The organism is Pseudomonas persica (assembly GCF_900291015.1).
Taxonomy (GTDB): Bacteria; Pseudomonadota; Gammaproteobacteria; order Pseudomonadales; family Pseudomonadaceae; genus Aquipseudomonas.
The window spans coordinates 1-22,324 of sequence record NZ_OLKL01000018.1 but is presented as its reverse complement, the minus strand read 5'-3'; the positions used below and the strand labels follow the sequence as shown (position 1 = coordinate 22,324).

18 protein-coding genes and 1 tRNA gene are annotated in these 22,324 nt (G+C 64.3%); 8 read left to right on the top strand and 11 right to left on the bottom strand.

Annotated features, from left to right (window positions below; translation table 11 throughout):
* Positions 1–7: 7 nt before the first annotated feature.
* On the bottom strand, positions 8–721 hold the full coding sequence (locus FQ664_RS08960) for a UTRA domain-containing protein (protein WP_144171619.1): 714 nt from the start codon (positions 719–721) through the stop codon (positions 8–10).
* A 317-nt stretch (positions 722–1,038) separates the two neighbouring features.
* Here FQ664_RS08960 and FQ664_RS08955 point away from each other — a divergent pair, with 317 nt between their 5' ends.
* The 6 genes from FQ664_RS08955 (at position 1,039) to FQ664_RS08930 (ending at position 6,326) form a co-directional block, all read left to right on the top strand.
* On the top strand, positions 1,039–2,103 hold the full coding sequence (locus FQ664_RS08955) for an ABC transporter substrate-binding protein (RefSeq protein ID WP_144171618.1): 1,065 nt from the start codon (positions 1,039–1,041) through the stop codon (positions 2,101–2,103).
* 146 nt (positions 2,104–2,249) lie between these two features.
* Positions 2,250–3,056 (top strand): alkaline phosphatase family protein, encoded by an 807-nt coding sequence (locus tag FQ664_RS08950; RefSeq protein ID WP_144171617.1) that lies wholly within the window; start codon positions 2,250–2,252, stop codon positions 3,054–3,056.
* Entirely contained in the window at positions 3,053–3,883 is an 831-nt protein-coding gene (locus FQ664_RS08945; RefSeq protein ID WP_144171616.1) for an ABC transporter permease, read from the top strand. The genes FQ664_RS08950 and FQ664_RS08945 overlap by 4 nt, the downstream gene beginning before the upstream one ends.
* On the top strand, positions 3,873–4,667 hold the full coding sequence (locus FQ664_RS08940; RefSeq protein ID WP_144171615.1) for an ABC transporter permease: 795 nt from the start codon (positions 3,873–3,875) through the stop codon (positions 4,665–4,667). Before FQ664_RS08945 ends, FQ664_RS08940 begins: the two co-directional genes overlap by 11 nt.
* A gap of 1 nt (position 4,668) precedes the next feature.
* A complete protein-coding gene (locus FQ664_RS08935) occupies positions 4,669–5,658 on the top strand; it encodes an ABC transporter ATP-binding protein (protein ID WP_144171614.1) in 990 nt (329 codons plus the stop codon).
* Between the two features lie 14 nt (positions 5,659–5,672).
* Complete coding sequence (locus tag FQ664_RS08930; protein ID WP_144171613.1) at positions 5,673–6,326, top strand: HAD family hydrolase; 654 nt, start codon at positions 5,673–5,675, stop codon at positions 6,324–6,326.
* Between the two features lie 123 nt (positions 6,327–6,449).
* Here FQ664_RS08930 and FQ664_RS08925 read toward each other — a convergent pair whose 3' ends face one another.
* A complete protein-coding gene (locus FQ664_RS08925; protein ID WP_144171612.1) occupies positions 6,450–7,412 on the bottom strand; it encodes an NAD(P)H-quinone oxidoreductase in 963 nt (320 codons plus the stop codon).
* 144 nt (positions 7,413–7,556) lie between these two features.
* On the opposite strand from FQ664_RS08925, the gene FQ664_RS08920 reads away from it, so the two are divergent.
* Both FQ664_RS08920 and FQ664_RS08915 read left to right on the top strand, forming a co-directional pair.
* Complete coding sequence (locus FQ664_RS08920; RefSeq protein WP_178090969.1) at positions 7,557–9,638, top strand: carboxy terminal-processing peptidase; 2,082 nt, start codon at positions 7,557–7,559, stop codon at positions 9,636–9,638.
* Between the two features lie 118 nt (positions 9,639–9,756).
* Positions 9,757–10,779: an EAL domain-containing protein gene (locus FQ664_RS08915; RefSeq protein ID WP_256675909.1), complete on the top strand. Its 1,023-nt coding sequence runs from the start codon at positions 9,757–9,759 to the stop codon at positions 10,777–10,779.
* A gap of 1 nt (position 10,780) precedes the next feature.
* Here the strand turns inward: FQ664_RS08915 and FQ664_RS08910 are convergent, their stop codons facing one another.
* From FQ664_RS08910 to FQ664_RS08865, 9 genes are all read right to left on the bottom strand, one after another.
* Entirely contained in the window at positions 10,781–11,149 is a 369-nt protein-coding gene (locus FQ664_RS08910) for a hypothetical protein (RefSeq protein WP_063911582.1), read from the bottom strand.
* Positions 11,146–11,484, bottom strand: coding sequence for a helix-turn-helix domain-containing protein (locus FQ664_RS08905; RefSeq protein WP_144171610.1), 339 nt, complete (start codon positions 11,482–11,484; stop codon positions 11,146–11,148). The genes FQ664_RS08910 and FQ664_RS08905 overlap by 4 nt, the downstream gene beginning before the upstream one ends.
* A gap of 111 nt (positions 11,485–11,595) precedes the next feature.
* Entirely contained in the window at positions 11,596–12,036 is a 441-nt protein-coding gene (locus FQ664_RS08900) for a YkvA family protein (protein ID WP_144171609.1), read from the bottom strand.
* A gap of 293 nt (positions 12,037–12,329) precedes the next feature.
* On the bottom strand, positions 12,330–13,094 hold the full coding sequence (locus FQ664_RS08895) for a BamJ family beta-barrel-assembly machinery protein (RefSeq protein ID WP_144171608.1): 765 nt from the start codon (positions 13,092–13,094) through the stop codon (positions 12,330–12,332).
* A gap of 238 nt (positions 13,095–13,332) precedes the next feature.
* Complete coding sequence (pcaQ, locus tag FQ664_RS08890; RefSeq protein ID WP_144171607.1) at positions 13,333–14,265, bottom strand: pca operon transcription factor PcaQ; 933 nt, start codon at positions 14,263–14,265, stop codon at positions 13,333–13,335.
* A gap of 151 nt (positions 14,266–14,416) precedes the next feature.
* Positions 14,417–14,779, bottom strand: coding sequence for a nitrite reductase small subunit NirD (gene nirD, locus FQ664_RS08885; protein ID WP_144171606.1), 363 nt, complete (start codon positions 14,777–14,779; stop codon positions 14,417–14,419).
* The gene (gene nirB / locus FQ664_RS08880) at positions 14,779–17,331 is read right to left on the bottom strand and encodes a nitrite reductase large subunit NirB (RefSeq protein WP_144171605.1); all 2,553 of its coding nucleotides are present in this window, start codon (positions 17,329–17,331) and stop codon (positions 14,779–14,781) included. Before nirB ends, nirD begins: the two co-directional genes overlap by 1 nt.
* 302 nt (positions 17,332–17,633) lie before the next feature.
* Entirely contained in the window at positions 17,634–21,659 is a 4,026-nt protein-coding gene (locus FQ664_RS08875; RefSeq protein WP_144171604.1) for a bifunctional nitrate reductase/sulfite reductase flavoprotein subunit alpha, read from the bottom strand.
* A 500-nt stretch (positions 21,660–22,159) separates the two neighbouring features.
* Positions 22,160–22,236, bottom strand: a tRNA-Asp gene (locus tag FQ664_RS08865).
* Positions 22,237–22,324: the final 88 nt, after the last annotated feature.

The following is a 22,324-nucleotide window of genomic DNA, read 5'->3' as shown; positions in this document are numbered from 1 at the left end:
CCACACCTTAGCCCGCCTGGGCGCGAATGCGGATGGCATCATGCCGCCAATACTCCAGGTCACAGTCGATCAGGTGCCCATGCTGGTCACTGTTGACCCGGGTGATATGCAACCCGGGGCTCCCCACCGACACTTTCAAGGCACTGGCAGCCTCCACCGGCAACGCCGTCGGCAAGATCTCGAAGCACACCTGCCCGTACTGGATGCCATACACCCGCCCATAAATCTCGGTCAGCGACTGCGCCAGGTCCTGCTCGAGAATTTCCGGGAAGTACCGGGGGTTGAGGTAGTGCTCGGCATACAGCACCGCCCGCCCATCGATCCGCCGTAGCCGGCAGATACGCACCACGCTGGACAACGCCGGCAGCTGCAAACGCGCACAGATGGCCGCCGAGGCCGGCTGCAGCCGCGCCGACAACAGTTCGGTACTGGGCACCCGCCCCTGGTCACGGACCATGGCATGGAAGTGACTGCGCTCGATCAGATCGTAGGTCAACCGCTCGGGGGCGACGAACCAGCCGCGGCGCTCTTCGCGGTAGATCAGCCCCTGGGCTTCCAGCTGCGCCAGCGCCTCACGCAGGGTAATACGCGTGGTGTCGAACACCTCGCTGAGCCTGCGCTCGGCCGGCAGCTTGCCGCCCGGCGCCAGCAGGCCGTGTTCGATCTGCTCCTGCAGGGCGTGGCAGATGGCTGTTACCGCACGCGGTGGCATCGACTGCATCAAAGGTTACCTATTTGGACTAGTCCAGCCCCAGAACAGGGCACCTGGAGAATAGTGCAAGCCTAGGCAGGGTGGATGAACATCCTGTGACAAAGGCTTTGGCCAGACACTACCAGAAACGCGCCAAGCCAGCAGAGCCGGGGCGATTCCGTGGTCTACGCTGTAGCTTCAGGGCCTTCACCGGCCCTTACCTACATCAAACTGTCACGCAAGCAGCCTACCTTGGCTCAAGGTTTGCTGACCTAGACCAACGGTCACCAGACAACGGCTTCACTCATAACAACCATCGCTAAAGGCACCCACCCAAGGAGCTTCGGATGAAAAAGTTGTTCATGGCGTCACTGCTCGGCTCGGCCATTACCCTGTGCACCTCGGCCATGGCCGCCGGCCCCGACCTCAAGGCCCTGGAAGACGCCGCCCGCAAGGAAGGTAACGTCAACAGCGTGGGCATGCCCGATGCCTGGGCCAACTGGAAAGGCACCTGGGAAGACCTGGCCAGCAAGTACGGCCTCAAGCACAGCGACACCGACATGAGCTCGGCCCAGGAAATCGCCAAGTTCGAAGCCGAGAAGGACAACGCCAGTGCCGACATCGGCGACGTGGGCGCCGCCTTCGGCCCGATCGCCGTGAGCAAGGGCGTAAGCCAACCGTACAAGCCGAGCACCTGGGACCAGGTGCCGGAGTGGGCCAAGGACAAGGATGGCCACTGGGCGCTGGCCTATACCGGCACCATCGCCTTCATCATCAACAAGGACCTGGTCAAGGAAGGCGAGCGGCCAACCTCCTGGCATGACCTGGAAAAAGGCAAGTACAAGGTCGCCATCGGCGATGTCGGCACCGCCGCCCAGGCGGCCAACGGCGTGCTGGCTGCGGCCATCGCCTACAAGGGTGACGAGACCAACCTGGCACCGGGCCTGCAACTGTTCACCAAGCTGGCCCAGCAGAAGCGCCTGTCACTGGCCAACCCGACCATCCAGACCCTGGAGAAGGGCGAGGTGGAAGTGGGCGTGGTGTGGGACTTCAACGGCCTGAGCTACCGTGAGCAGATCGACCCCAAGCGTTTCGACGTGCTGATCCCGTCGGATGGCTCGGTGATCTCCGGCTATACCACTGTCATCAACAAGTATGCCAAGCACCCGAATGCGGCCAAGCTGACGCGTGAATACATCTTCAGCGACGCCGGGCAGATCAACCTGGCCAAGGGGCATGCGCGGCCGATCCGTGCCGAGCACCTGAAGCTTCCCGAAGACGTGCAGGCCAAGCTGCTGCCCAACGAACAGTACAAAGCGGCGCAGCCGATCAAGAATGCCGAAGCCTGGGAAGCGACCTCGAAGAAACTGCCGCAGATGTGGCAGGAGCAAGTGATCATCGAGATGGAGTAAGGGGCTATCTTCTGTAGCGCCTGGACTGGCCTCATCGCCGGCAAGCCAGCTCCCACAGGTACCCCACAGGGTTTGAATCCTGTGGGGTACCTGTGGGAGCTGGCTCGCCGGCGATGAAGCCAACGCGATTCATGACTGGAGCCACCATGCAACACAACGTCATCCTGGTCCTGCTCGACGGCCTCAACTACCAGGTCGCCCACCATGCCATGGGCCACCTGCACGCCTACGTCGAGGCCGATCGTGCCGCGCTGTACCGTGTGGAATGTGAACTGCCGTCGCTGTCGCGGCCGCTGTACGAGTGCATCCTCACCGGTGTGCCGCCGATCGACAGCGGCATCGTGCACAACAACGTCAACCGCCTGTCCAACCAGCGCAGCGTGTTCCATTACGCCCGCGAGGCCAACCTGGGCACCGCGGCGGCGGCCTATCACTGGATGAGCGAGCTGTACAACCGCTCGCCCTTCGACCCGCAGCGCGATCGCCATACCCACGCGCCGAAGCTGCCGATCCAGCACGGGCTGTTCTACTGGGACGACCGTTACCCCGATTCGCACCTGCTGGCCGATGGCGAATACCTGCGCCGCCGCCATGCCCCCAACTTCCTGCTGGTGCACCCGATGAGCATCGACGACGTCGGCCACCACCACGGCCTGGACAGCAGCCAGTACCGCAATGCCGCACGCAGCGCCGACATCCTGCTGGCCGACTACCTGCCGGGCTGGCTCGAAGAGGGCTACCAGGTGCTGGTCACCGCCGACCACGGCATGAACAATGACCGCTCGCACAACGGCCTGCTCGCCGAGGAGCGCGAAGTGCCGCTGTTCGTCTTCGGCGATGCCTTCAGCCTCGACCCTGCGGCCAAACCGCTGCAGACCGAGCTGTGCGGGACCATCTGCGAGCTGCTGGGCGCCGCGCACGACAAGACGGTGTGCCGGGAGTTGCTCAAGTGAACCGTGGCCGCTACCTGGCCCTGCTCTGCCTGCTGCCGTTCGCCGCGTTCTTCGTCATTTTCCAGATCGCCCCGCTGGCCTGGGTGGCGATCAACAGCCTGCAATCGGAAGCGGGCTGGGGCATGGACAACTTCAGCAAGGTGTTCGCCTCGAAGTTCTACCTGCAGGCCCTGCAACGCAGCCTGGAGATCAGCTTCTGGTCGAGCCTGTTCGGCATCGTCATCGCCACCCTCGGCGCCTACTCGCTGCGCCAGGTGGACTCGAAGCTGCGTGACTTCGTCAGCGCCTTCGCCAACATGACCAGCAACTTTGCCGGGGTGCCACTGGCCTTCGCCTTCATCATCCTGCTCGGTTTCAACGGCGCGCTGACCCTGCTGCTGAAGCAGGTCGGCCTGCTGGAAGACTTCAGCATCTATTCCAAGAGCGGGCTGATCCTGGTGTATACCTACTTCCAGATCCCGCTTGCCGTGTTGCTGCTGTACCCCGCGTTCGACGCCCTGCGTGAAGACTGGCGCGAGTCGGCCGCGCTGCTGGGCGCCAGCCACTGGCAATTCTGGCGGCACATCGGCCTGCCGGTGCTGTCCCCGGCACTGCTGGGCACCTTCGTCATCCTGCTGGCCAACGCCCTCGGTGCCTACGCCACCGTGTACGCGCTGACCACCGGCAACTTCAACGTACTGCCGATCCGCATCGCCGGCCTGGTGGCCGGTGACATCAGCCTCGACCCCAACCTGGCCAGCGCCCTGGCGATGGTCCTGGTGGGGCTGATGACGCTGGTCACGGTGGTGCATCAATGGCTGCTGAAAAGGAGCTACCATGCGCGCTGACCCCCGTTCCGGCGGCTGGTACCACCGCACCGTGGTCTACCTGCTGTTCCTCATCCTGCTGCTGCCGCTGGCTGGCACCCTGCTCTACTCGCTGGCCACCAGCTGGTCGGCCAGCTTGCTGCCCAGCGGTCTGACCTTCAAGTGGTACATCGCGCTGTGGAGCGAGCCGCGCTTCCTGGCCGCCTTCGGCCAGTCGCTGCTGGTGTGCGTGGGCGCGCTGCTGCTGTCGGTGGTGCTGATCCTGCCGCTGCTGTTCGTGGTGCACTACCACTTCCCCAGGCTCGACGCGCTGATGAACATCCTCATCCTGCTGCCGTTCGCGGTGCCGCCGGTGGTGTCGTCGGTCGGGCTGCTGCAGCTGTATGGCAGCGGGCCCATGGCCATGGTCGGCACACCGTGGATCCTGATCGGCTGCTACTTCACCATCGCCCTGCCGTTCATGTACCGGGCCATCACCAACAACCTGCAGGCGATCAACCTGCGCGACCTGATGGACGCCGCCCAACTGCTGGGCGCCAGCACCTGGCAGGCGGCGCTGCTGGTGGTGCTGCCGAACCTGCGCAAGGGCCTGATGGTGGCACTGCTGCTGTCGTTCTCGTTCCTGTTCGGCGAGTTCGTGTTCGCCAACCTGCTGGTCGGCACCCGCTACGAGACCCTGCAGGTGTACCTGAACAACATGCGCAACAGCAGCGGCCACTTCAACAGCGCGCTGGTGATCTCGTACTTCGCCTTCGTGCTGGTACTGACCTGGGTCGCCAACCGCCTGAACAAGGACAAGACCTGACATGAGCTTCGTCAGCGTACAGAAACTGCAAAAAAGCTACGCCGGCAGCCCGGTGTTCGAGAACATCGACTGCCGTATCGAACGCGGCGAGTTCGTCACCCTGCTTGGCCCGTCCGGTTGCGGCAAGTCCACGCTGCTGCGCTGCATCGCCGGGCTGACCCCGGTGGACCGCGGGCAGATCCTGCTCGACGGCCACGACATCGTGCCACTGAGCCCGCAAAAGCGTGGCATTGGCATGGTGTTCCAGAGCTACGCACTGTTCCCCAACATGACCGTGGAGCAGAACGTCGCCTTTGGCCTGCGCATGCAGAAGGTCAAGGCCGATGAAAGCCAGGCCCGGGTGCGCGAGGCGCTGGAGTTGGTGGAGCTGGGCAACTTCGCCGGGCGTTACCCGCACCAGTTGTCTGGCGGCCAGTGCCAGCGCGTGGCCCTGGCCCGCTCGCTGGTCACCCGCCCGCGCCTGCTGCTGCTCGACGAGCCGCTGTCGGCGCTGGATGCGCGCATCCGCAAACACCTGCGCGAGCAGATCCGCACCATCCAGCGCGAACTGGGGCTGACCACCATCTTCGTCACCCACGACCAGGAAGAAGCGCTGACCATGTCCGACCGCATCTTCCTGATGAACCAGGGGCGCATCGTCCAGAGCGGCGATGCCGAAACCCTCTACACCGCGCCGGTGGACCTGTTTGCCGCCGGCTTTATCGGCAACTACAACCTGCTCGACGCCGACAGCGCCAGCCGCCTGCTGCAGCGCCCGGTGACCAGCCGCCTGGCGATCCGCCCCGAGTCGATCACCCTGGGCATCAACGGCGAACTGGACGCCGAAGTGCGCAGCCACAGCCTGCTGGGCAACGTGATCCGCTACCGGGTGCAGGTGCGCGAGGTGGAACTGGTGGTCGACGTGCTCAACCGCTCACCGGCCGACCTGCACGCGGACGGGAAACGGGTAAGCTTGTCGATCGACCCTACGGCGCTACGGGAAGTGGCCTAAGGAGAATCAACACCATGGCACTGGCAATTTTCGATCTGGACGAAACCCTGATCCACGGCGACTGTGCGTCACTCTGGAGCGAGCAGATGGCCCGACTGGGCTGGGTCGACGGCAAGGACTTCCTGCGCCGCGACCATGAACTGATGGAAGCCTATGGCAGGGGCCACCTGCAGATGGAGGACTACATGGCCTTCAGCCTGGAGCCGATTGCCGGGCGCACCCTGGAGGAGGTCCAGCACCTGGTGGAGCCGTGGGTCGAAGAGGTGATCGAGCCGATCATCTACGGCGACGCCTGCCGCTGCATTGCCGAGCACCGCAAGCGTGGGGACCGCATACTGATCATTTCGGCTTCGGGTACGCACCTGGTCGGGCCGATTGCGGCGCGGCTGGGGGTGGACGAGTACCTGGCAATCGAGCTGGAGGCGGAGAACGGCGTTTATAGCGGCAAGACCCATGGGGTGCTGACCTATCGCGAAGGGAAGATCACACGATTGCTGGAATGGCTGGACCAGGAGCAGGAGAACCTGGAGGGGGCGAGTTTCTATTCCGATTCACGGAACGACCTGCCGTTGTTGCTGAGAGTGGACTTCCCGCATGTGGTGAACCCGGATGCGGTGTTGCGTGAGCATGCCGAGATCAATGGCTGGCCGATTCTGAGCTGGTCCTGAAGCTATTGCATTGTCTGTACCGGCCCTTTCGCGGGCAAACCCGCCCCCACAGGGGATACCACAAGCTTCGACCTGTGGTGATCCCTGTGGGAGCGGGTTCACCCGCGAAGAGGCCGGGCCTGTTTACACCAGGTCTGGGTCGATCACCATCACCAGCTTGCCCGAAACCTGGTTGGTCTCAAGCTCCGCATACGCTGCCTGGGCAAACTCCACCGGGTAGGTATCGACCAGCTGCGGCGACAAACGCCCTTCGGCAAACAGCGGCCACACCTGCTGCTGCAACTCGCGCAACAGCTCGGCCTTGAAGCCGTCATCGCGGTTGCGCAGCGTGGAACCGGTAATCTCCAGGCGCTTACCCAGGACCTGTGCCAGATCCAGCTCGAACTTGCGCCCGCCCATCAGGCCGATGATCACCCAGCGCCCGTCACGGGCCAGCAGCTTGAGGTTGAGCTCGCCGTAGCTGGCGCCCACCGGGTCGAGAATCACGTCGAACGGGCCGAAACCCTCCAGCGCCTCCAGGTTCTCGTTACGTACCACACCACCGGCGGCGCCCAGCGCCTCGCAGTAGGCCAGGCGGTCCTGCGAACCGACGCTGACCCACACCGGGCTGCCGAACGCCTTGCACAACTGGATGGCGGCCGAGCCAACGCCGCTGGCGCCAGCGTGCACCAGGACCTTCTCGCCAGCCTTCACGCCACCCAGCTGGAAGATGTTCAGCCAGGCAGTGGCATACACCTCCGGCAGCGCCGCCGCTTCATGCAGGCTCAGGCCCTCGGGCACTGGCAGCACGTGGCGGGCATCGACTACCACTTCCTCGGCCATGGCGCCGCTGGCCAGCAGCGCGCAAACGCGGTCACCTACGCGCCAATCGGCACCGGCCCCCACCTCCTCGACCACCCCGGAACACTCCAGTCCCATGTACGGGCTGGCACCGGGTGGCGGCGGGTACAAACCTTTCATCTGCAGCAGATCGGCGCGGTTCAGCCCCGCTGCGGCCACGCGAATACGTACCTGGCCAGCGTCACAGATCGGGCGTTCGGCCTCGACCCAAGCCACATGTCCGTCAACGCCTTGCAATGCCTTCACAGTGCCTCCATAGTTGAATCATATGACCGAGCCTGGGATCGCTATGTCCCAGGCTTTTTGCAGTATGCGCCCGGCTCCGATGGAACCGGCGAACGGAAAAGACGGCCTACTATGCGTGATCAATTGCCTCCACGTCGAATCAGCATGATGCATTTCCTCCCTAGCACCGCCCTGGCCCTGATGATCGGCCTGGGTAGCCTCGCGCTCGGCGGCAATGCGGCGGCCGCCAACAAATGGGACAGCCTGCAGCCGGACCGCGACGAAATCGTCGCCAGCCTCAACGTGGTGGAATTGCTCAAGCGCCACCACTACAGCAAGCCGCCGCTGGACGACGCCCGTTCGGTCATCATCTATGACAGCTACATCAAGCTGCTGGACCCGGCGCGCAGCTACTTCACCGCTGCCGACATTGCCGAATTCGACAAATGGAAAACGCAATTCGACGATTTCCTCAAGAGCGGGAACCTCGACCCGGGCTTCACCATCTACAAACGCTACCTGGACCGCGTCAAGCAACGCCTGGACTTCGCCCTGGCCGAGCTGAACAAAGGCGTGGACAAGATCGACTTCAACGCCAAGGAAACCTTGCTGATCGACCGCAAGGACGCCCCGTGGATGAAGAACCAGGCCGAGCTCGACGACTTGTGGCGCAAACGCGTCAAGGACGAAGTGCTGCGCCAGAAGATCGCCGGCAAGGAACCCAAGCAGATCCAGGAAACCCTGACCAAGCGCTACAAGAACCAGCTGGCGCGCCTGGACCAGACCCGTGCCGAAGATATCTTCCAGGCCTACATCAACACCTTCGCCCAGTCCTACGACCCGCACACCAACTACCTGTCACCGGACAACGCCGAGAACTTCGACATCAACATGAGCCTGTCGCTCGAAGGCATTGGTGCAGTCCTGCAAAGCGACAACGATCAGGTCAAGATCGTGCGCCTGGTGCCGGCAGGTCCGGCGGCCAAGACCAAGCAGGTGGCCCCGGCCGACAAGATCATCGGTGTGGCCCAGGGCAACAAGGAAATGGTCGATGTGGTCGGCTGGCGCCTGGACGAAGTGGTCAAGCTGATCCGCGGCCCAAAAGGCTCGGTGGTGCGCCTGGAGATCATCCCGGCGAGCAACGCGCCTAGCGACCAGACCAGCAAGATCGTATCGATCACCCGTGAAGCAGTGAAGCTTGAAGAGCAGGCGGCGAAGAAGTCGGTGCTCAAGCTCAAGCAGGACGGGCGTGACTACAAGCTGGGCATCATCGAGATCCCGGCCTTCTACCTCGATTTCAAGGCCTACCGCGCCGGTGACCCGGAGTACAAGAGCACCACGCGTGACGTGAAGAAGCTGCTCACCGAGCTGCAGAAAGAGAAGGTCGACGGCGTGGTCATCGACTTGCGCAACAACGGCGGCGGATCGCTGCAGGAGGCCACCGAGCTGACCAGCCTGTTCATCGAAAAAGGCCCGACCGTGCTGGTACGCAACAGCGACGGCCGCGTCGACGTGCTGGAAGACGAAAATCCCGGTGCCTTCTACAAGGGCCCGCTGGCACTGTTGGTCAACCGCCTGTCGGCCTCGGCTTCGGAGATCTTCGCCGGTGCCATGCAGGACTACCACCGTGCGCTGATCATCGGTGGCCAGACCTTCGGCAAAGGCACCGTGCAGACCATCCAGCCACTCAACCATGGCGAGCTGAAGCTGACCCTGGCCAAGTTCTACCGGGTTTCCGGGCAGAGCACCCAGCACCAGGGCGTGCTGCCGGATATCGACTACCCGTCGATCATCGACACCAAGGAAATCGGCGAGAGCGCCCTGCCCGAGGCCATGCCGTGGGACACCATCCGCCCGGTAGTCAAGCCGGCGGCCGACCCGTTCAAGCCTTTCCTGGCCCAGCTGAAAGCGCAGCATGAAGCCCGCAGCGACAAGGACGCGGAGTTCACCTACATCCGCGACCGCCTGGCCCTTACCCAGAAGCTGCTGAACGAAAAGACCGTCAGCCTCAACGAGCAGGACCGCCGTGCACGCCACGATGAGATCGAGGCCAAACAGCTGGCGCTGGAGAACATCCGCCGCAAGGCCAAGGGTGAAGAGCCGCTGAAAGAACTGAAGAAAGAGGATGAGGACGCGCTGCCGACCGAGGATGAAAACACCAAGCCGGAAGATGATGCCTACCTGGCGGAAACCGGTCGCATCCTGATCGACTACCTGAGTGCGAGCACCAAGGTGGCCAAGAAGTAAGGCGCTACGGCAATGATGGCAGAATAATGCGACCTGTCATCAAACAGTCATCGCGCTGTCGTGAAATAGAGGGGCCGGGCGTGGAAACGCCCGGCCCTTTCATTTTCAGGAAAACGTCATGACCGTTGCCGAACAGCTCAGTGCCTTGAGTGCCATCCTGGCTCAACGCAGCATTCACAGTCTGTTCCAGCCGATCATGTGCCTGAGCGAACAACGGGTTTTCGGCCATGAGGCGCTGAGCCGCGGGCCGTCCAACAGCCCGCTGCACGCACCGCTGAACCTGTTTACCATCGCCCGCCAGGCCGGCCGCCTGACCGAGCTGGAGGCCGCCTGCCGGGAGAGCGCCTGCCGGCGTTTCAGCGAACAGCAGTTGCAGGGCAAGCTGTTTCTCAACGTCTCGCCGGAGTCACTGCTGGAGCCGCATTACCCATCCGGCCAGACCCTGAAACTGCTCGAACAGGTCGGCCTGCCGCCCAACCGGGTGGTGATCGAGCTGACTGAACACACCCCGACCGACGACTTCCAGCTGCTGTCCAATGCCCTGCACCACTACCGTGACATGGGCTTCTCGATTGCCATCGACGATCTGGGGGCGGGTTATTCGAGCCTGCGTCTGTGGTCGGAGCTGCGCCCCGAGTACGTGAAGATCGACCGGCATTTCATCGACGGCATCCACCGCGACCCGCTCAAGCGAGAGTTCGTCGGTTCGATCTTGCAGATAGCCCGGGCGTCGAAGGCGCAGGTGATTGCCGAAGGCATCGAGCTGGCGGAGGAACTGGCGGTGCTGGTGGAGATGGGCGTGAACCTGGTGCAGGGCTACCTGCTGGGGCGGCCGCAGGAGCTGGGGGTGCGTGAAAGCCGGCCGCTACCGGCGCTGATGAACGTGCCGTTGGCCGAACAGCCGACAGTGCGGCTCAATGCCACGATTGGGCAGTTGCTGGAGTTGTTTGGCCGACACCAGCAGCTGGATGCACTGGAAGTGGTGGATGCCGATGGCAGGCCTTGTGGCTTGATTCACCGGCATGCATTGGCCACGGCCTCTTCGCGGGTAAACCCGCACACAGGTACAGCACCAGGTTCAAGATCTGTGATGAACCTGTGGGAGCGGGTTTACCCGCGAAGAGGCCGGAACAGGCAGTAAATCAGGCCGATTCGGGGTAGCTGTACTCGAACACCCGTACAACCTCGGACGCATGCCAGGACGCCGCTTCCATACCATCGACCGGCCCGGAGAAACGCCCCAGGCGCTCCACGCATTCAAAGAAGCCGGTACGCGGCAAACGGCTGGCGCCCTGACTGATCACCAACGAGCTGCGCAAGGGCTGCTCGGCGCGGGCATCCAGTACGGCCAGGTATTCCAGCGCGGCGGTCAGCGTCTGCATGGCCGGGCTGGGCAGTTGCAAGCGCTCGATCAGCGCTCGGTACGTCAGCAAGTGACGTTGACGACGGGCCAGGTCAAGCTCGCCCAGCAGGTTGTCCCAGTGCTGACGGCTGATCCTGACCTGGCTCATGATGGCTCGCTCCAGCCAGCCACTCCCAGATGCCAGGCCAACGCGCGTCGGATGGCAGCGTCTGGCTGACGCTCGCCCGACTCGATCATGGCCAGGTACGCCGGGCTCACACCGACATTGCGCGCCAGCTGCTCAGGGGCAATGCCCTTGGCCTGGCGAATCTGCGCAACTTGGTTGAACGCCGGCAATGGTGCACTGGCAGGGGCGCTGCCCGCCTCACCGGCAACCGCTTCGGCAGGCGCCTGCCCCGCAGCCTTGAGCAGTGCCTGGTACTGCTCCCAGGGAACGACGGCGTACTCGGGTTGACCGTCCCGGCTGATGACCTGAATACCCATTACAAACCCCTTTAAAAAGGATTACAGCATGTAATCCATAGGCATAACCCTTATGCCAATTATATTACCAACTCCGGGGTCTGTGCAGTTGAGGAGTGCCTCAGGCCGGTTTCACTGCGTTTTACGCTCCAACTGCAGGGCTTCGGGACTGGCCGGCAAGCGCTCGACCACGCGCAGCCGCTCGGGCGCCTGGCTGTCGCGCCAGGCCTTGAAGCGCGCCAGTTCGTCGGCCACGGTCTTCAGCACCCAGCCCAGCACCGCGATGTCGTCGAGAAAGCCGACGCCCAGCAGCCAGTCGGGGACGGCGTCGATGGGGCTGACGAAATACAGCAGGCCGGCGACGATGGTGACCAGGGCCTTGGCGCTGATGGCGCGGTACTCGCCACGCCACCAAGCCAGGCACAACGACTGCAGCAGCTTCACGTCTTCACGCAGCTGGCCGATGCGCGGGCCTTTGCGGGCTACCGCGAACAGCAAGGCCGGCAACCGGCCACGGCTGAGCAGGCGCTCGGCCAAGGGCAGGAAACGGGCGAAATTCCAGGGTGCGCTCATGGAGCCTCCAACAGGAAAAGGTTATCCACATTTATTGTGGATAACCTTGTGAACAGGGCGACGTTTCTGACCCCGGGTGCCTGCCAGGCAAGGGCCCCGGTCAGATCGGGCGTTTTTTACACAGTCGTTTCACACCGTGAGTGCCTACGTCGCAAACGATTTGCGCCAGAAGCATCCCGCTTCTTCACGCTGCATTTCCTCGGACAGTATCAGCAGTTGCAGGTTCGTCCAACCACCCGGCACAAACGAAAACGCCCCGTCAGGACGGGGCGTTTTGCGAGAGCCAGCCAGTGTTACTTGGCAGGCGCTTCAGCTGGGGCTTCGGCGGGTGCCTCGGCTTCCGGCTCGGCGCCTTGCAGTTGGGCCGGATCCTTGATGGCGATCAGTTCCAGGTCGAACACCAGTACCGAGTTGGCCGGGATCAACGGGCTTGGGCTCTGCGCGCCGTAGGCCAGTTCAGCCGGGATGAACAGCTTGTACTTCTCGCCGACGTGCATCAGTTGCAGGCCTTCGACCCAACCCGGGATCACACCACTGACCGGCAGGTCGATCGGGCTGCCGCGCTCGACGGAGCTGTCGAACACCTTGCCATCGATCAGCTTGCCTTCATAGTGGACGGTGACCACGTCGGTCGGCTTCGGCTGCGGGCCGTCGGCCTTCTTGACCACTTCGTACTGCAAGCCCGAGGCAGTGGTGACCACGCCTGGCTTCTTGGCGTTTTCCTCGAGGAATTTCTTGCCGGCGGAGGCGGCTTCTTCGCTGGCCTTGGCCAGGCGCTCTTCGGCACGCTTCTGCAGCGCGGTGAAGGCTTCTACCAGCTCTTCGTCCTTGATGCGCTGTTCTTTCTTGGCAACGGCGTCTTCGATACCGAGGGCGACTGCTTTCGAATCAAGGTCTTCCATGCCTTCCTGAGCCAGGCTCTTGCCCATGTTCAGGCCGATACCGTAGGAGGCTTTCTGTGCCGGAGTCTTCAGCTCGGGGCTGCTGGTCTGTTGATCACAGCCAGCCAGTACCAGGCCTACCAGGGCAACCGCAGCCGCCAAACGATGCTGTTTCATGCTATTTCCTTGTTCATGCGCCATAAGGGCAATCAGGGTAAAGCCGCGAGCTTAGCAGGCGGCCATGACCAATGGCTACCGGCATAGGAGCGGGTTTTGGCAAGGAAGTTCAGTAGTTAAAGGGTTATTCATCAAAGCATGTGCAGCCACTGGCCAGTATTGACCGGTTGGGCCACCTTTGCCCGGTTTTGCGGGGGATCTATTTCGCTGAATGCCGACGATAGGGCCGAACCTGCGCTCAGGGGTAGTTGCCTTCACGGTACTGCCCCGCCACCTCACGCAACATCTCGCACACCCACTGCCCCGGCAGGCTCTGCGGCAAGGCGGCATTGCGACAGATGCCGACCGAACCGCCCGGCTCGCGTACACCCAGATCGAGCTCGACCAACTCGCCCCGGCGCAGGTCGAGCAGCACCGCGTCGCGCGGCGCTACCCACACTGCATCGCTGCCCAGCAGGTAACGCCGGCTCAAGGCCAGTGACAGGGTTTCCAGGCGCTGCGCCGGCATCTGGATGCCGCATTGCACAAACAGGCTGTCGGCATGTTGGCGGATGGTGGTGCCTGCGGGCGGCAATACCAGCGGGTAACGCCCCACCTGCGCCCGCTCCACCGGCGTGCCGGCCAGCAACGGGTGGCCAGGCCGCACCACCAGGCTCATCGCCTCGCTGTACAGGTGCTCGAACGACAGGCCCTGGATCTGCGGGCTGTCGGTCATGCGCCCGACCACCAGCTCCAGCTCGCCCAGGCGCAACTGGCCGAGCAGCTGCGCACTGACCCCGGTGACCACACTGATCACCAGCGCCTCATGCCGCTGGTGCAGGCGGCACAGCACCTCGGGCATGAGCAGGCCTTCGACCGTGGACAGCACACCGATGCGCACTTGCGACGGCGCCCGCGCCTCGCCACGCAGGCTGCTGACGCCATCGCGCAGGGCCTGCACGCTGGGCCCGGCATAGCGCATGAAACGCGTGCCGGCCGGGGTCAACTCGACGCCCTGGCGGCTGCGCGCGAACAGCCGCGTTTCCAGCAGGCCTTCGAGTTCCTTGAGGGTCTTGGAGATTGCCGGCTGGCTGATTGCCAGGATGTCGGCAGCCCTGGCCAGGCTGCCCTGCCGGGCAATCTCCAGGAAGCACAGCAGGTGGCGGTACTTGATGCGGGTGTCGAGGTTCATGGGCTCAAGCTTAACGCATGCAGATAACCTGTACCGGCCCTTTCGCGGGTGAACCCGCTCCCACAGGGATCTCCACAGTTCTCCAGATCTGTGCAGTACCTGTGGGAGCGGGTTCACCCGCGAAAGGGCCGGTGCAGGCAACAGATCAGCATCAGGCCACAGCCAACTCCACCGCCTCGCCATTCAAGCGCACCGGCCACACCCGCAGTCGCTGCCGGCTATCTTCCAGGCACTTCCCGCTCTCCAGGCTGAAGCGCTGCTTGTACAACGGCGCCGCCACCACCAGCTCGCCCTGCACATTGCCCACCAGCCCGCGACCGATGATATTGGCGCCGGACCGCGGGTCGCGGTTGTCCACCGCGTACAGCGGCTGTGCCTGCCCCGGCAGGTAGAACAGCGCCACCTGGGCCCCGTCGAGCCACACTACCACCCCGGAATCGGCCACCAGGTCATCCGCCTGGCATACCATCTGCCAGTTCTCTTGGGTTTTCACAGCAGCATTGGACAGGTTCATCAGACAGCCTCCTCGACGGTTGGGATCAGGTGCAGCGGTGCAGCAGGCCGGCGCTGTTCGCGTTCGCGCACGAAGTGCACGTCCGGGTCGGCGCGGCGGTCGTTGACGAAGGTGCGGAAGCGCTTGAGCTTCTCGGGGTCGTTCAGGGCGTTGGCCCACTCGCATTCATACTGGTCGACCACATGCTGCATCTGCGCTTCCAGCTCGCTGGCCAGGCCCAGGCTGTCGTCGAGGATCACCTGCTTCAGGTAGTCCAGCCCGCCCTCCAGGTTCTCGCGCCACACCGAGGTGCGCTGCAGTTTGTCGGCGGTGCGGATGTAGAACATCAGCACGCGGTCGATCAGGCGCACCAGGGTTTCGTCGTCGAGGTCGGTGGCGAACAGTTCGGCGTGCCGCGGGCGCATGCCGCCGTTGCCGCACACGTAAAGGTTCCAGCCCTTGTCGGTGGCGATCACACCGATGTCCTTGCTCTGTGCCTCGGCGCATTCACGGGTGCAGCCAGACACGGCGAACTTGAGCTTGTGCGGGCTGCGCAGGCCTTTGTAGCGATCTTCCAGGCGCAGGGCCATGCCGACGCTGTCCTGCACGCCGTAGCGGCACCAGGTGCTGCCCACGCACGACTTCACCGTGCGGGTCGACTTGCCATAGGCATGGCCGGTTTCGAAGCCGGCTTCGATCAGCTCGGCCCAGATCAGCGGCAGCTCGTGCAACTGGGCGCCGAACAGGTCGATGCGCTGGCCACCGGTGATCTTGGTGTACAGGTCGTACTTTTTCGCCACCTGGCCGATCACGATAAGCTTGTCGGGGGTGATTTCACCGCCGGGTATGCGCGGCACCACCGAGTAGGTGCCGTTCTTCTGCATGTTGGCCATGAAGGTGTCGTTGGTGTCCTGCAACGGTACCAGCGCCGGGTCCATGATCGGCTGGTTCCAGCACGAGGCGAGGATACTGCCCACCGCCGGCTTGCAGATGTCGCAGCCAACGTGGCCCTGACCATGGCGCTCGAGCAGTTCGGTGAAGGTGCGGATGCCCTCCACCCGCACCAGCCCGTACAGCTCCTGGCGGGTGTAGGCGAAGTGCTCGCACAGGCTCTTGTCCACCGTCACGCCACGGGCGGTCAGCTCGTGCTCGAACACTTGCTTGAGCAGGGCCGCGCAACCACCGCAGCCGGTGGCAGCCTTGGTGCAGCCCTTGACCGCGGCGAGGTCGCCGCAGCCGCTGTCGATGGCGGCGCAGACCGCGCCCTTGCTGACGTTGTGGCAAGAGCAGATGGTCGCACTGTCGGGCAGCGCATCGGCGCCCAGGGCTGGTGCGCCGCCGCCTTGCGGCAGGATCAACGCCGCCGGGTCGGCCGGCAGGGCAATGCCGTTCTGGGCGTACTGCAGCAGGGTGTCGTAGTAGCTGTTGTCGCCGACCAGCACCGCACCGAGCACGTGCTTGCCGCTGGCATCCACCACCAGTCGGCGGTAGGCGCTGTTGGCTTCGTCGATGAAGCGGTAGCTGCGTGCGCCCGGGGTAGCGCCATGGGCATCGCCGATGGAGCCGACATCCACGCCCAGCAGCTTGAGCTTTGTCGACATGTCGGCACCGGTGAATTCGCCAGCGGTTTCCCCCATCAGCAATGCCGCCAGGTTGCGCGCCATGCTGTAGCCCGGAGCGACCAGGCCGAACACGCTGCCGTGCCACGAGGCGCACTCACCGATGGCAAAAATGCGTGGGTCGCTACTGCGGCAGTGGTTGTCGATCACTACCCCGCCACGCGCGGCGATGTCCAGGCCACAGGCACGGCCCAGGGCATCCTGCGGGCGGATACCCGCGGAGAACACGATCAGGTCGGTTTCCAGGTACTCGCCGCCATCGAAGTTCATGCGGTAGCGGTAGTCTTCACCCGTACTGATCGACTGGGTGGCACGCGACAGATGCACACCAACGCCCAGCGCTTCGATCTGTGCCTTGAGCGCGGCACCGCCCTCGCCGTCCAGTTGCACCGGCATCAGTCGTGGGGCGAATTCCACCACGTGGGCTTCCAGGCCCAGCGACTTGAGGGCATTGGCTGCTTCCAGGCCGAGCAGGCCACCACCGACTACCACGCCACGACGGGCTTCACCTGCAGCTGCGCGGATGGCATCGAGGTCGTCGAGGGTACGATAGACCAGGCGGGCATTGCCGCTGGAACCTTCGACCGGCGGTACGAAGGGGTAGGAGCCAGTGGCCAGCACCAGCTGGTCGTAGCCGTAGCGGCCCTCGGCGGTGACCACTTCGCCGTGCTCACGGTCGATTTCCAGCACCGCTTCGCCGAGGTGCAGGTGCACACCGTTGGCGTCGTAGAAGTCTTGCCCGCACAGGGCCAGGGTTTCGGCACAGCTGCCGCCGAAGTACTCGGACAGGTGCACGCGGTCGTAGGCGCGTTGGCGCTCTTCGCCGAACACATGCATCTCGAAGCGCTGCAGGGCGCCGCGGCTGACCAGTTGTTCGACGCAATGGTGGCCGACCATGCCGTTGCCGACGATGACCAGTCGCTCTCGTTGCCCGCTGCTCGCTGTTGCCTTCATAAGCCGATCCTCGATCAAAAAAAAAACGCCTGGAGCCGAAGCTCCAGGCGCCTTTGCCTGTATTCATCACGGTAGGGGGCCCGGGTTGATCGCCGTTGATCAGTGGGCTTGTCGTATCAGGGGTATAGCAGGGAGTGTGCCAACTGGGTTACCTGTGCCGCCCCCTTCGCGGGTAAACCCGCTCCCACAGGGACCGGCGCAATTTTCAGACCTCGGCAGTCCCTGTGGGAGCGGGTTTACCCGCGAAGAGGCCGGCACAGCCACGCACATTACCGGTGCATTCATCACCATCTTGGAGCACTTCAGTACACATCCCGCCGATAACGCCTGGCGCTGCCCAACGCTTCGACATAAGCCGCAGCCGCTGCTGCATCCATGCCGCCATGCTCGGCCACGATGGCCCGCAACGTCGCATCCACATCCCTGGCCATGCGCTGCGCATCGCCACACACATAGAAGTACGCCCCCGCCTCCAGCCACTGCCACAACTGCGCGCCCTGTTCGAGCATGCGCTGCTGCACATAGACCTTCTCGGCCTGGTCGCGCGAAAACGCTGTGTCCAGGCGCAAGTGCCCTGTAGCCTGCCAAGCCTGCAGCTGCTCCTGGTAATAGAAATCGGTGGCCGCGTACTGCTCACCAAAGAACAGCCAGTTATCCCCTTTCGCCCCACGTGCCTCTCGTTCTTCAAGGAAGGCCCTGAAAGGCGCAATGCCGGTGCCGGGGCCGACCATGATCACCGGCACGCTGTCGTCCTCGGGGAGGCGGAAGTGCCTCGACACCTGCGGGAAGATGGCCACCTTCAGCGCCTGTGCGCGGTCGGCCAGGAAGCTTGAACAGACACCTTTGCGCGCGCCATAGCGCACCGTGGAAACGGTCAGGTGCACCTGCTCCGGGTGCGCCAGCGGGCTGGAGCTGATCGAATAGAGGCGTGGCTGCAACGGCTTGAGCAGGTCCAGCCAGCTGGCCAGCGGCAGCTGCTGGGGGAAGGCGTGCAACACATCGACCAGTTGCCGGCCCCACAACCAGTCCTGCAGCTCGGCCTTGCACTCGGGCTGCAGCAGGTGCAGCAGGTCCGGGGCATTGCTGGCGAAGGCCTGCAACTGCTGCGCGGTGACCTTGACGATCTCCAGGTGCGCCTGCAGGGCTTCAGTCAGCGACATGGCGGGCTGGCTTTTCAGCTCGACCATGGTTTGACCATCGAGCTGCATCAGCGCCAGCAGTTCGTCGACCAACTCCGGGCAGTTGCGCGGCCACACGCCCAGGGCATCGCCAGCGGCATAGGTGAAACCGCTACCGCTCAGGTCGAACACCAGTTGACGGGTTTCCTTGCTGGCACCCGGGCCGTTGAGCAGGCGGTTTTCCAGCAAGGTGGCAGCCCAGGGTTGCTGTTTGCTGTAGGCCGCCACGGGCGCAGGCTCGGTGACCGGTTGCGGTGCGGCGGCACTGCCCAGCGTGGGCAGCAGCGCATCGAGCCAGGCGGCGAAGGCGTCGTCGAAGTCCGGCTCGCAGTCCACCCGCTGCAGCAGGCGCCGCCCACCCAGCTCGGCCAGGCGTTGATCGAGCTTGCGGCCAAAGCCGCAGAACTGGTCGTAACTGGAGTCGCCCAAGGCCAGTACGGCATAGGGCAGTTCGGCACAGTGGGCGCCCTCCTCGCCCTGCAAGGCGTGCCAGAACGCCACCGCGCTGTCGGGCGCGTCGCCATCGCCAAAGGTGCTGGCGATCAGCACCACGCTGGCGGCGTCCCGCAGCTGACGCGGGCTCACCGCATCCATGCAACTGAGCTGCACGTCGAGGCCGGCAGCGCGCAGGCGCTCGGCACAGCGTTCGGCCAACAGCTCGCCGTTGCCGGTCTGCGAGGCCCACACCACCTGGTGCCGTGGTGCCGCCAACGCTGCAGCGGGCAGCACCGCCGGCTGGGCGAACAGCCCGGCCAGCAAGCCATCGACGAACAGCCGGCGGTTGGCGGCCAGCGGCGCACTGGCTGGCAGGCAGGGCGCGCCCGTGGCGCGGGCCTGGTCCAGGCCCAGCAGGAAGCCTTGCAGGTAATGGCGCTCTTCCTCGGCCAGCACCGGAGCTGGCAGGGTGTCCAGGCCTAGCAAACGGGACAGGGTGGCGGTCGGCATGCGGGCAGGCTCCGAAATGGCAGTGTTCAGATCAAGGGCTTCGATGCGCTCGCCTGCAACCCGCTCCAGGGTCACGGCACAGTGCTTGAACGCCGGCTGCAGCGACAGCGGGTCGACCGCATCGCAAGTCACGGCGTTGATCGCCAGCTGCTCGCCGATCAGGTCGTTCCAGTGGAACGGGGCGAAGCAGTTGCCCGGCAAGACCCGGTCGCTGATTCGCGCGGGCAGCACGGCCTGCCCCCGGCGCGAGCGAATGGCCACCTGGTCCTTTTCGGCGATGCCCAGCCGGGCAGCATCATCGCGGTGGATTTCCACGAAGGGGCCTGGCTCCAGCTTGTTCAGCGCCGGCACCTTGCCGGTCTTGGTCAGGGTGTGCCACTGGTGCTGTACGCGGCCAGTATTCAGCACCATGGGGTAATCGGCATCCGGCAGCTCCGCTGCCGGCAACCAGGGCCGGGCGAAGAAACGGGCCTTGCCGCTGGCGGTCGGGAAGGCCAACGCAGGGCACTCGCCCCGGGCATCGTGCAACAACGCCTGGCTGCTGCCATCGTTGCGGTAGCGCAGCGGGCTGCGCGGGTTGTCGCGGCCCGGGGCGCAGGGCCACTGGCGCGGCTGCTCGCGCAGTTCGGCATAGCCGATGCCACGCAGGTCGTAACCGGTGACCGGGTTATGGAAGCGACGGATTTCCTCGAACACCGCTTCGGCATCGGGGTAGTCGAAGGCGTCGGCGTAGCCCATGGCGCAGGCGACCCGGGCGATGATCTGCCAGTCTGGCAGGCTCTGCCCGGGCGGTTCGACGGCACGTGGCATCAAGGTGAGGTTACGCTCGCTGTTGATCATCACGCCTTCCCCTTCGGCCCACAGCGCAGCCGGCAGAAGGATGTCGGCGTAACGGTTGGTCTCGGTGTCGAGGAAGGCATCCTGGGTAATCACCAACTCGGCCTGGCGCAAGCCGTCGATCACTTGCTGACGGTTGGCGACGCTGGCCACCGGGTTGCTGCAGATAACCCAGCAGGCCTTCACCGCGCCGCTTTTCATCTGCTCAAACAGCGCCACCGTACCCTCGCTGCCTTCGCTGCGCAGGCTGCCCGGTGCCAGTTGCCACTGCTGCTCGACGAAGGCGCGGTCTTGCGCTACCAGCGCCGAGCGCTGGCCTGGCAGGCCGGGGCCCATGTAGCCCATCTCGCGGCCGCCCATGGCATTGGGCTGGCCGGTCAGCGAGAACGGCCCGCTGCCGGGGCGGCAGATGGCGCCCGTGGCCAGGTGCAGGTTGCAGATCGCATTGGTGTGCCAGGTGCCATGGATGCTCTGGTTCAGGCCCATGGTCCAGCAGCTCATCCAGTTGCTGGCGCTGCCGATCCATTCGGCGGCCCTGATGATGTCGGCCTCGGCCAGCCCGGTAATGGCGGCCACGCGTTCGGGGGTGTAGTCGTCAAGAAAGGCCGGCAGTTCGTCCCAGCCTTCGGTGTGGCGGGCGATGAACTCGGGGTTGGTGTGGCCGTTGCGCTGCAGCAGGTACAGCAGGCCGTTGAGCAAGGCCAGGTCGCTGCCGGGGCGCACCTGCAGGAACAGGTCGGCCTTGTCGGCGGTGGCGCTGCGCCGCGGGTCGACGACGATCAGCTTGGCGCCCGCCCTGACCCGGTCGAGCAAGCGCAGGAACAGGATCGGGTGGCAGTCGGCCATGTTGGCGCCGATCACCAGGAATACGTCGGCGTGCTCGAAGTCCTGATAGCTGCCGGGCGGGCCATCGGCGCCTAGCGACAGCTTGTAGCCGCTGCCGGCGCTGGCCATGCACAGGCGCGAGTTGGATTCGATGTGGCGGGTGCGGATAAAGCCCTTGGCCAGCTTGTTGGCCAGGTACTGGGCCTCCAGCGACATCTGCCCGGACACGTATAGCGCCACGGCGTCGGGGCCGTGCTGGTCGATGATGCCGCGCAGGCGCGCGGCGGCGCCGGCGATGGCCTGGTCGATGCCGGTACGCGCTGGCTGCTGATTGCGCTGCTGGCGCACATAGGCATCTTCCATGCGCCCGGCGGCGGTCAGCGGCAGATGTGCGGTGAGGCCTTTGGTGCACAGGCGGCCGAAGTTGCCGGGGTGCTGCTTGTCGCCGCTGATCTTGCCGACCTTGCCATCGGCAACGCTCATGACGATACCGCAACCGACGCCGCAGTAGGGGCAGACGCTGCGCACTTCGCTGTTGGCCATGGGCGGGCTCCTGTAGGGAACGCAAAAAGGCGCCGGCTGCCCGGCTTGCTTTGCAAGCGGGGCAACACGGCGCCTTTGTCGTGAAGTTTTGTGGGCTGTCGACGTTGATGGCCCTGGATAGGGGTAGATCAGCAATTAATGGGCCAGTTGTGCCGGCCTCTTCGCGGGTAAACCCGCTCCACAGGGATATCACTAGGCCCGAGGGCAATGCTGTACCTGTGGGAGCGGGTTTACCCGCGAAGAGGCCGGCACAGGAGTGCACCATGCGATGGCAACCCCACACCCCGTGGCGCTATGCTGGGGCACATTCCAGCATGAGCCACCGCCCTCCCTCCATGTCCCAGGTGATTATCAAGACCCCGCCCAACTCGACCTGGCAAGCACTTATGAACTTTTTGCAAATTTCGGTAAAACACCAAATCGCAGGCACAAAAAAAAGCGACCCTAAGGTCGCTTTCTCTGTTACTTCCGGGTGTTCAGTAGGCCCTGGAAGTGAAATATGGCGCAGCGGACGGGACTCGAACCCGCGACCCCCGGCGTGACAGGCCGGTATTCTAACCGACTGAACTACCGCTGCGCTAAACATCGAGTGGTGGGTGATGACGGGATCGAACCGCCGACCCTCTGCTTGTAAGGCAGATGCTCTCCCGGCTGAGCTAATCACC

Coding starts and splice junctions, on each gene's coding strand:
- FQ664_RS08930 (WP_144171613.1), top strand. CDS start 5,673: ATGGCACTGGCAATTTTCGATCTGGACGAAACCCTGATCCACGGCGAC.
- nirB (WP_144171605.1), bottom strand. CDS start 17,331: ATGAAGGCAACAGCGAGCAGCGGGCAACGAGAGCGACTGGTCATCGTC.
- FQ664_RS08905 (WP_144171610.1), bottom strand. CDS start 11,484: ATGGGTATTCAGGTCATCAGCCGGGACGGTCAACCCGAGTACGCCGTC.
- FQ664_RS08935 (WP_144171614.1), top strand. CDS start 4,669: ATGAGCTTCGTCAGCGTACAGAAACTGCAAAAAAGCTACGCCGGCAGC.
- FQ664_RS08915 (WP_256675909.1), top strand. CDS start 9,757: ATGACCGTTGCCGAACAGCTCAGTGCCTTGAGTGCCATCCTGGCTCAA.
- pcaQ (WP_144171607.1), bottom strand. CDS start 14,265: ATGAACCTCGACACCCGCATCAAGTACCGCCACCTGCTGTGCTTCCTG.
- FQ664_RS08900 (WP_144171609.1), bottom strand. CDS start 12,036: ATGAGCGCACCCTGGAATTTCGCCCGTTTCCTGCCCTTGGCCGAGCGC.
- FQ664_RS08920 (WP_178090969.1), top strand. CDS start 7,557: ATGATGCATTTCCTCCCTAGCACCGCCCTGGCCCTGATGATCGGCCTG.
- FQ664_RS08910 (WP_063911582.1), bottom strand. CDS start 11,149: ATGAGCCAGGTCAGGATCAGCCGTCAGCACTGGGACAACCTGCTGGGC.
- FQ664_RS08950 (WP_144171617.1), top strand. CDS start 2,250: ATGCAACACAACGTCATCCTGGTCCTGCTCGACGGCCTCAACTACCAG.
- FQ664_RS08875 (WP_144171604.1), bottom strand. CDS start 21,659: ATGGCCAACAGCGAAGTGCGCAGCGTCTGCCCCTACTGCGGCGTCGGT.
- FQ664_RS08940 (WP_144171615.1), top strand. CDS start 3,873: ATGCGCGCTGACCCCCGTTCCGGCGGCTGGTACCACCGCACCGTGGTC.
- nirD (WP_144171606.1), bottom strand. CDS start 14,779: ATGAACCTGTCCAATGCTGCTGTGAAAACCCAAGAGAACTGGCAGATG.
- FQ664_RS08955 (WP_144171618.1), top strand. CDS start 1,039: ATGAAAAAGTTGTTCATGGCGTCACTGCTCGGCTCGGCCATTACCCTG.
- FQ664_RS08895 (WP_144171608.1), bottom strand. CDS start 13,094: ATGAAACAGCATCGTTTGGCGGCTGCGGTTGCCCTGGTAGGCCTGGTA.
- FQ664_RS08960 (WP_144171619.1), bottom strand. CDS start 721: ATGCAGTCGATGCCACCGCGTGCGGTAACAGCCATCTGCCACGCCCTG.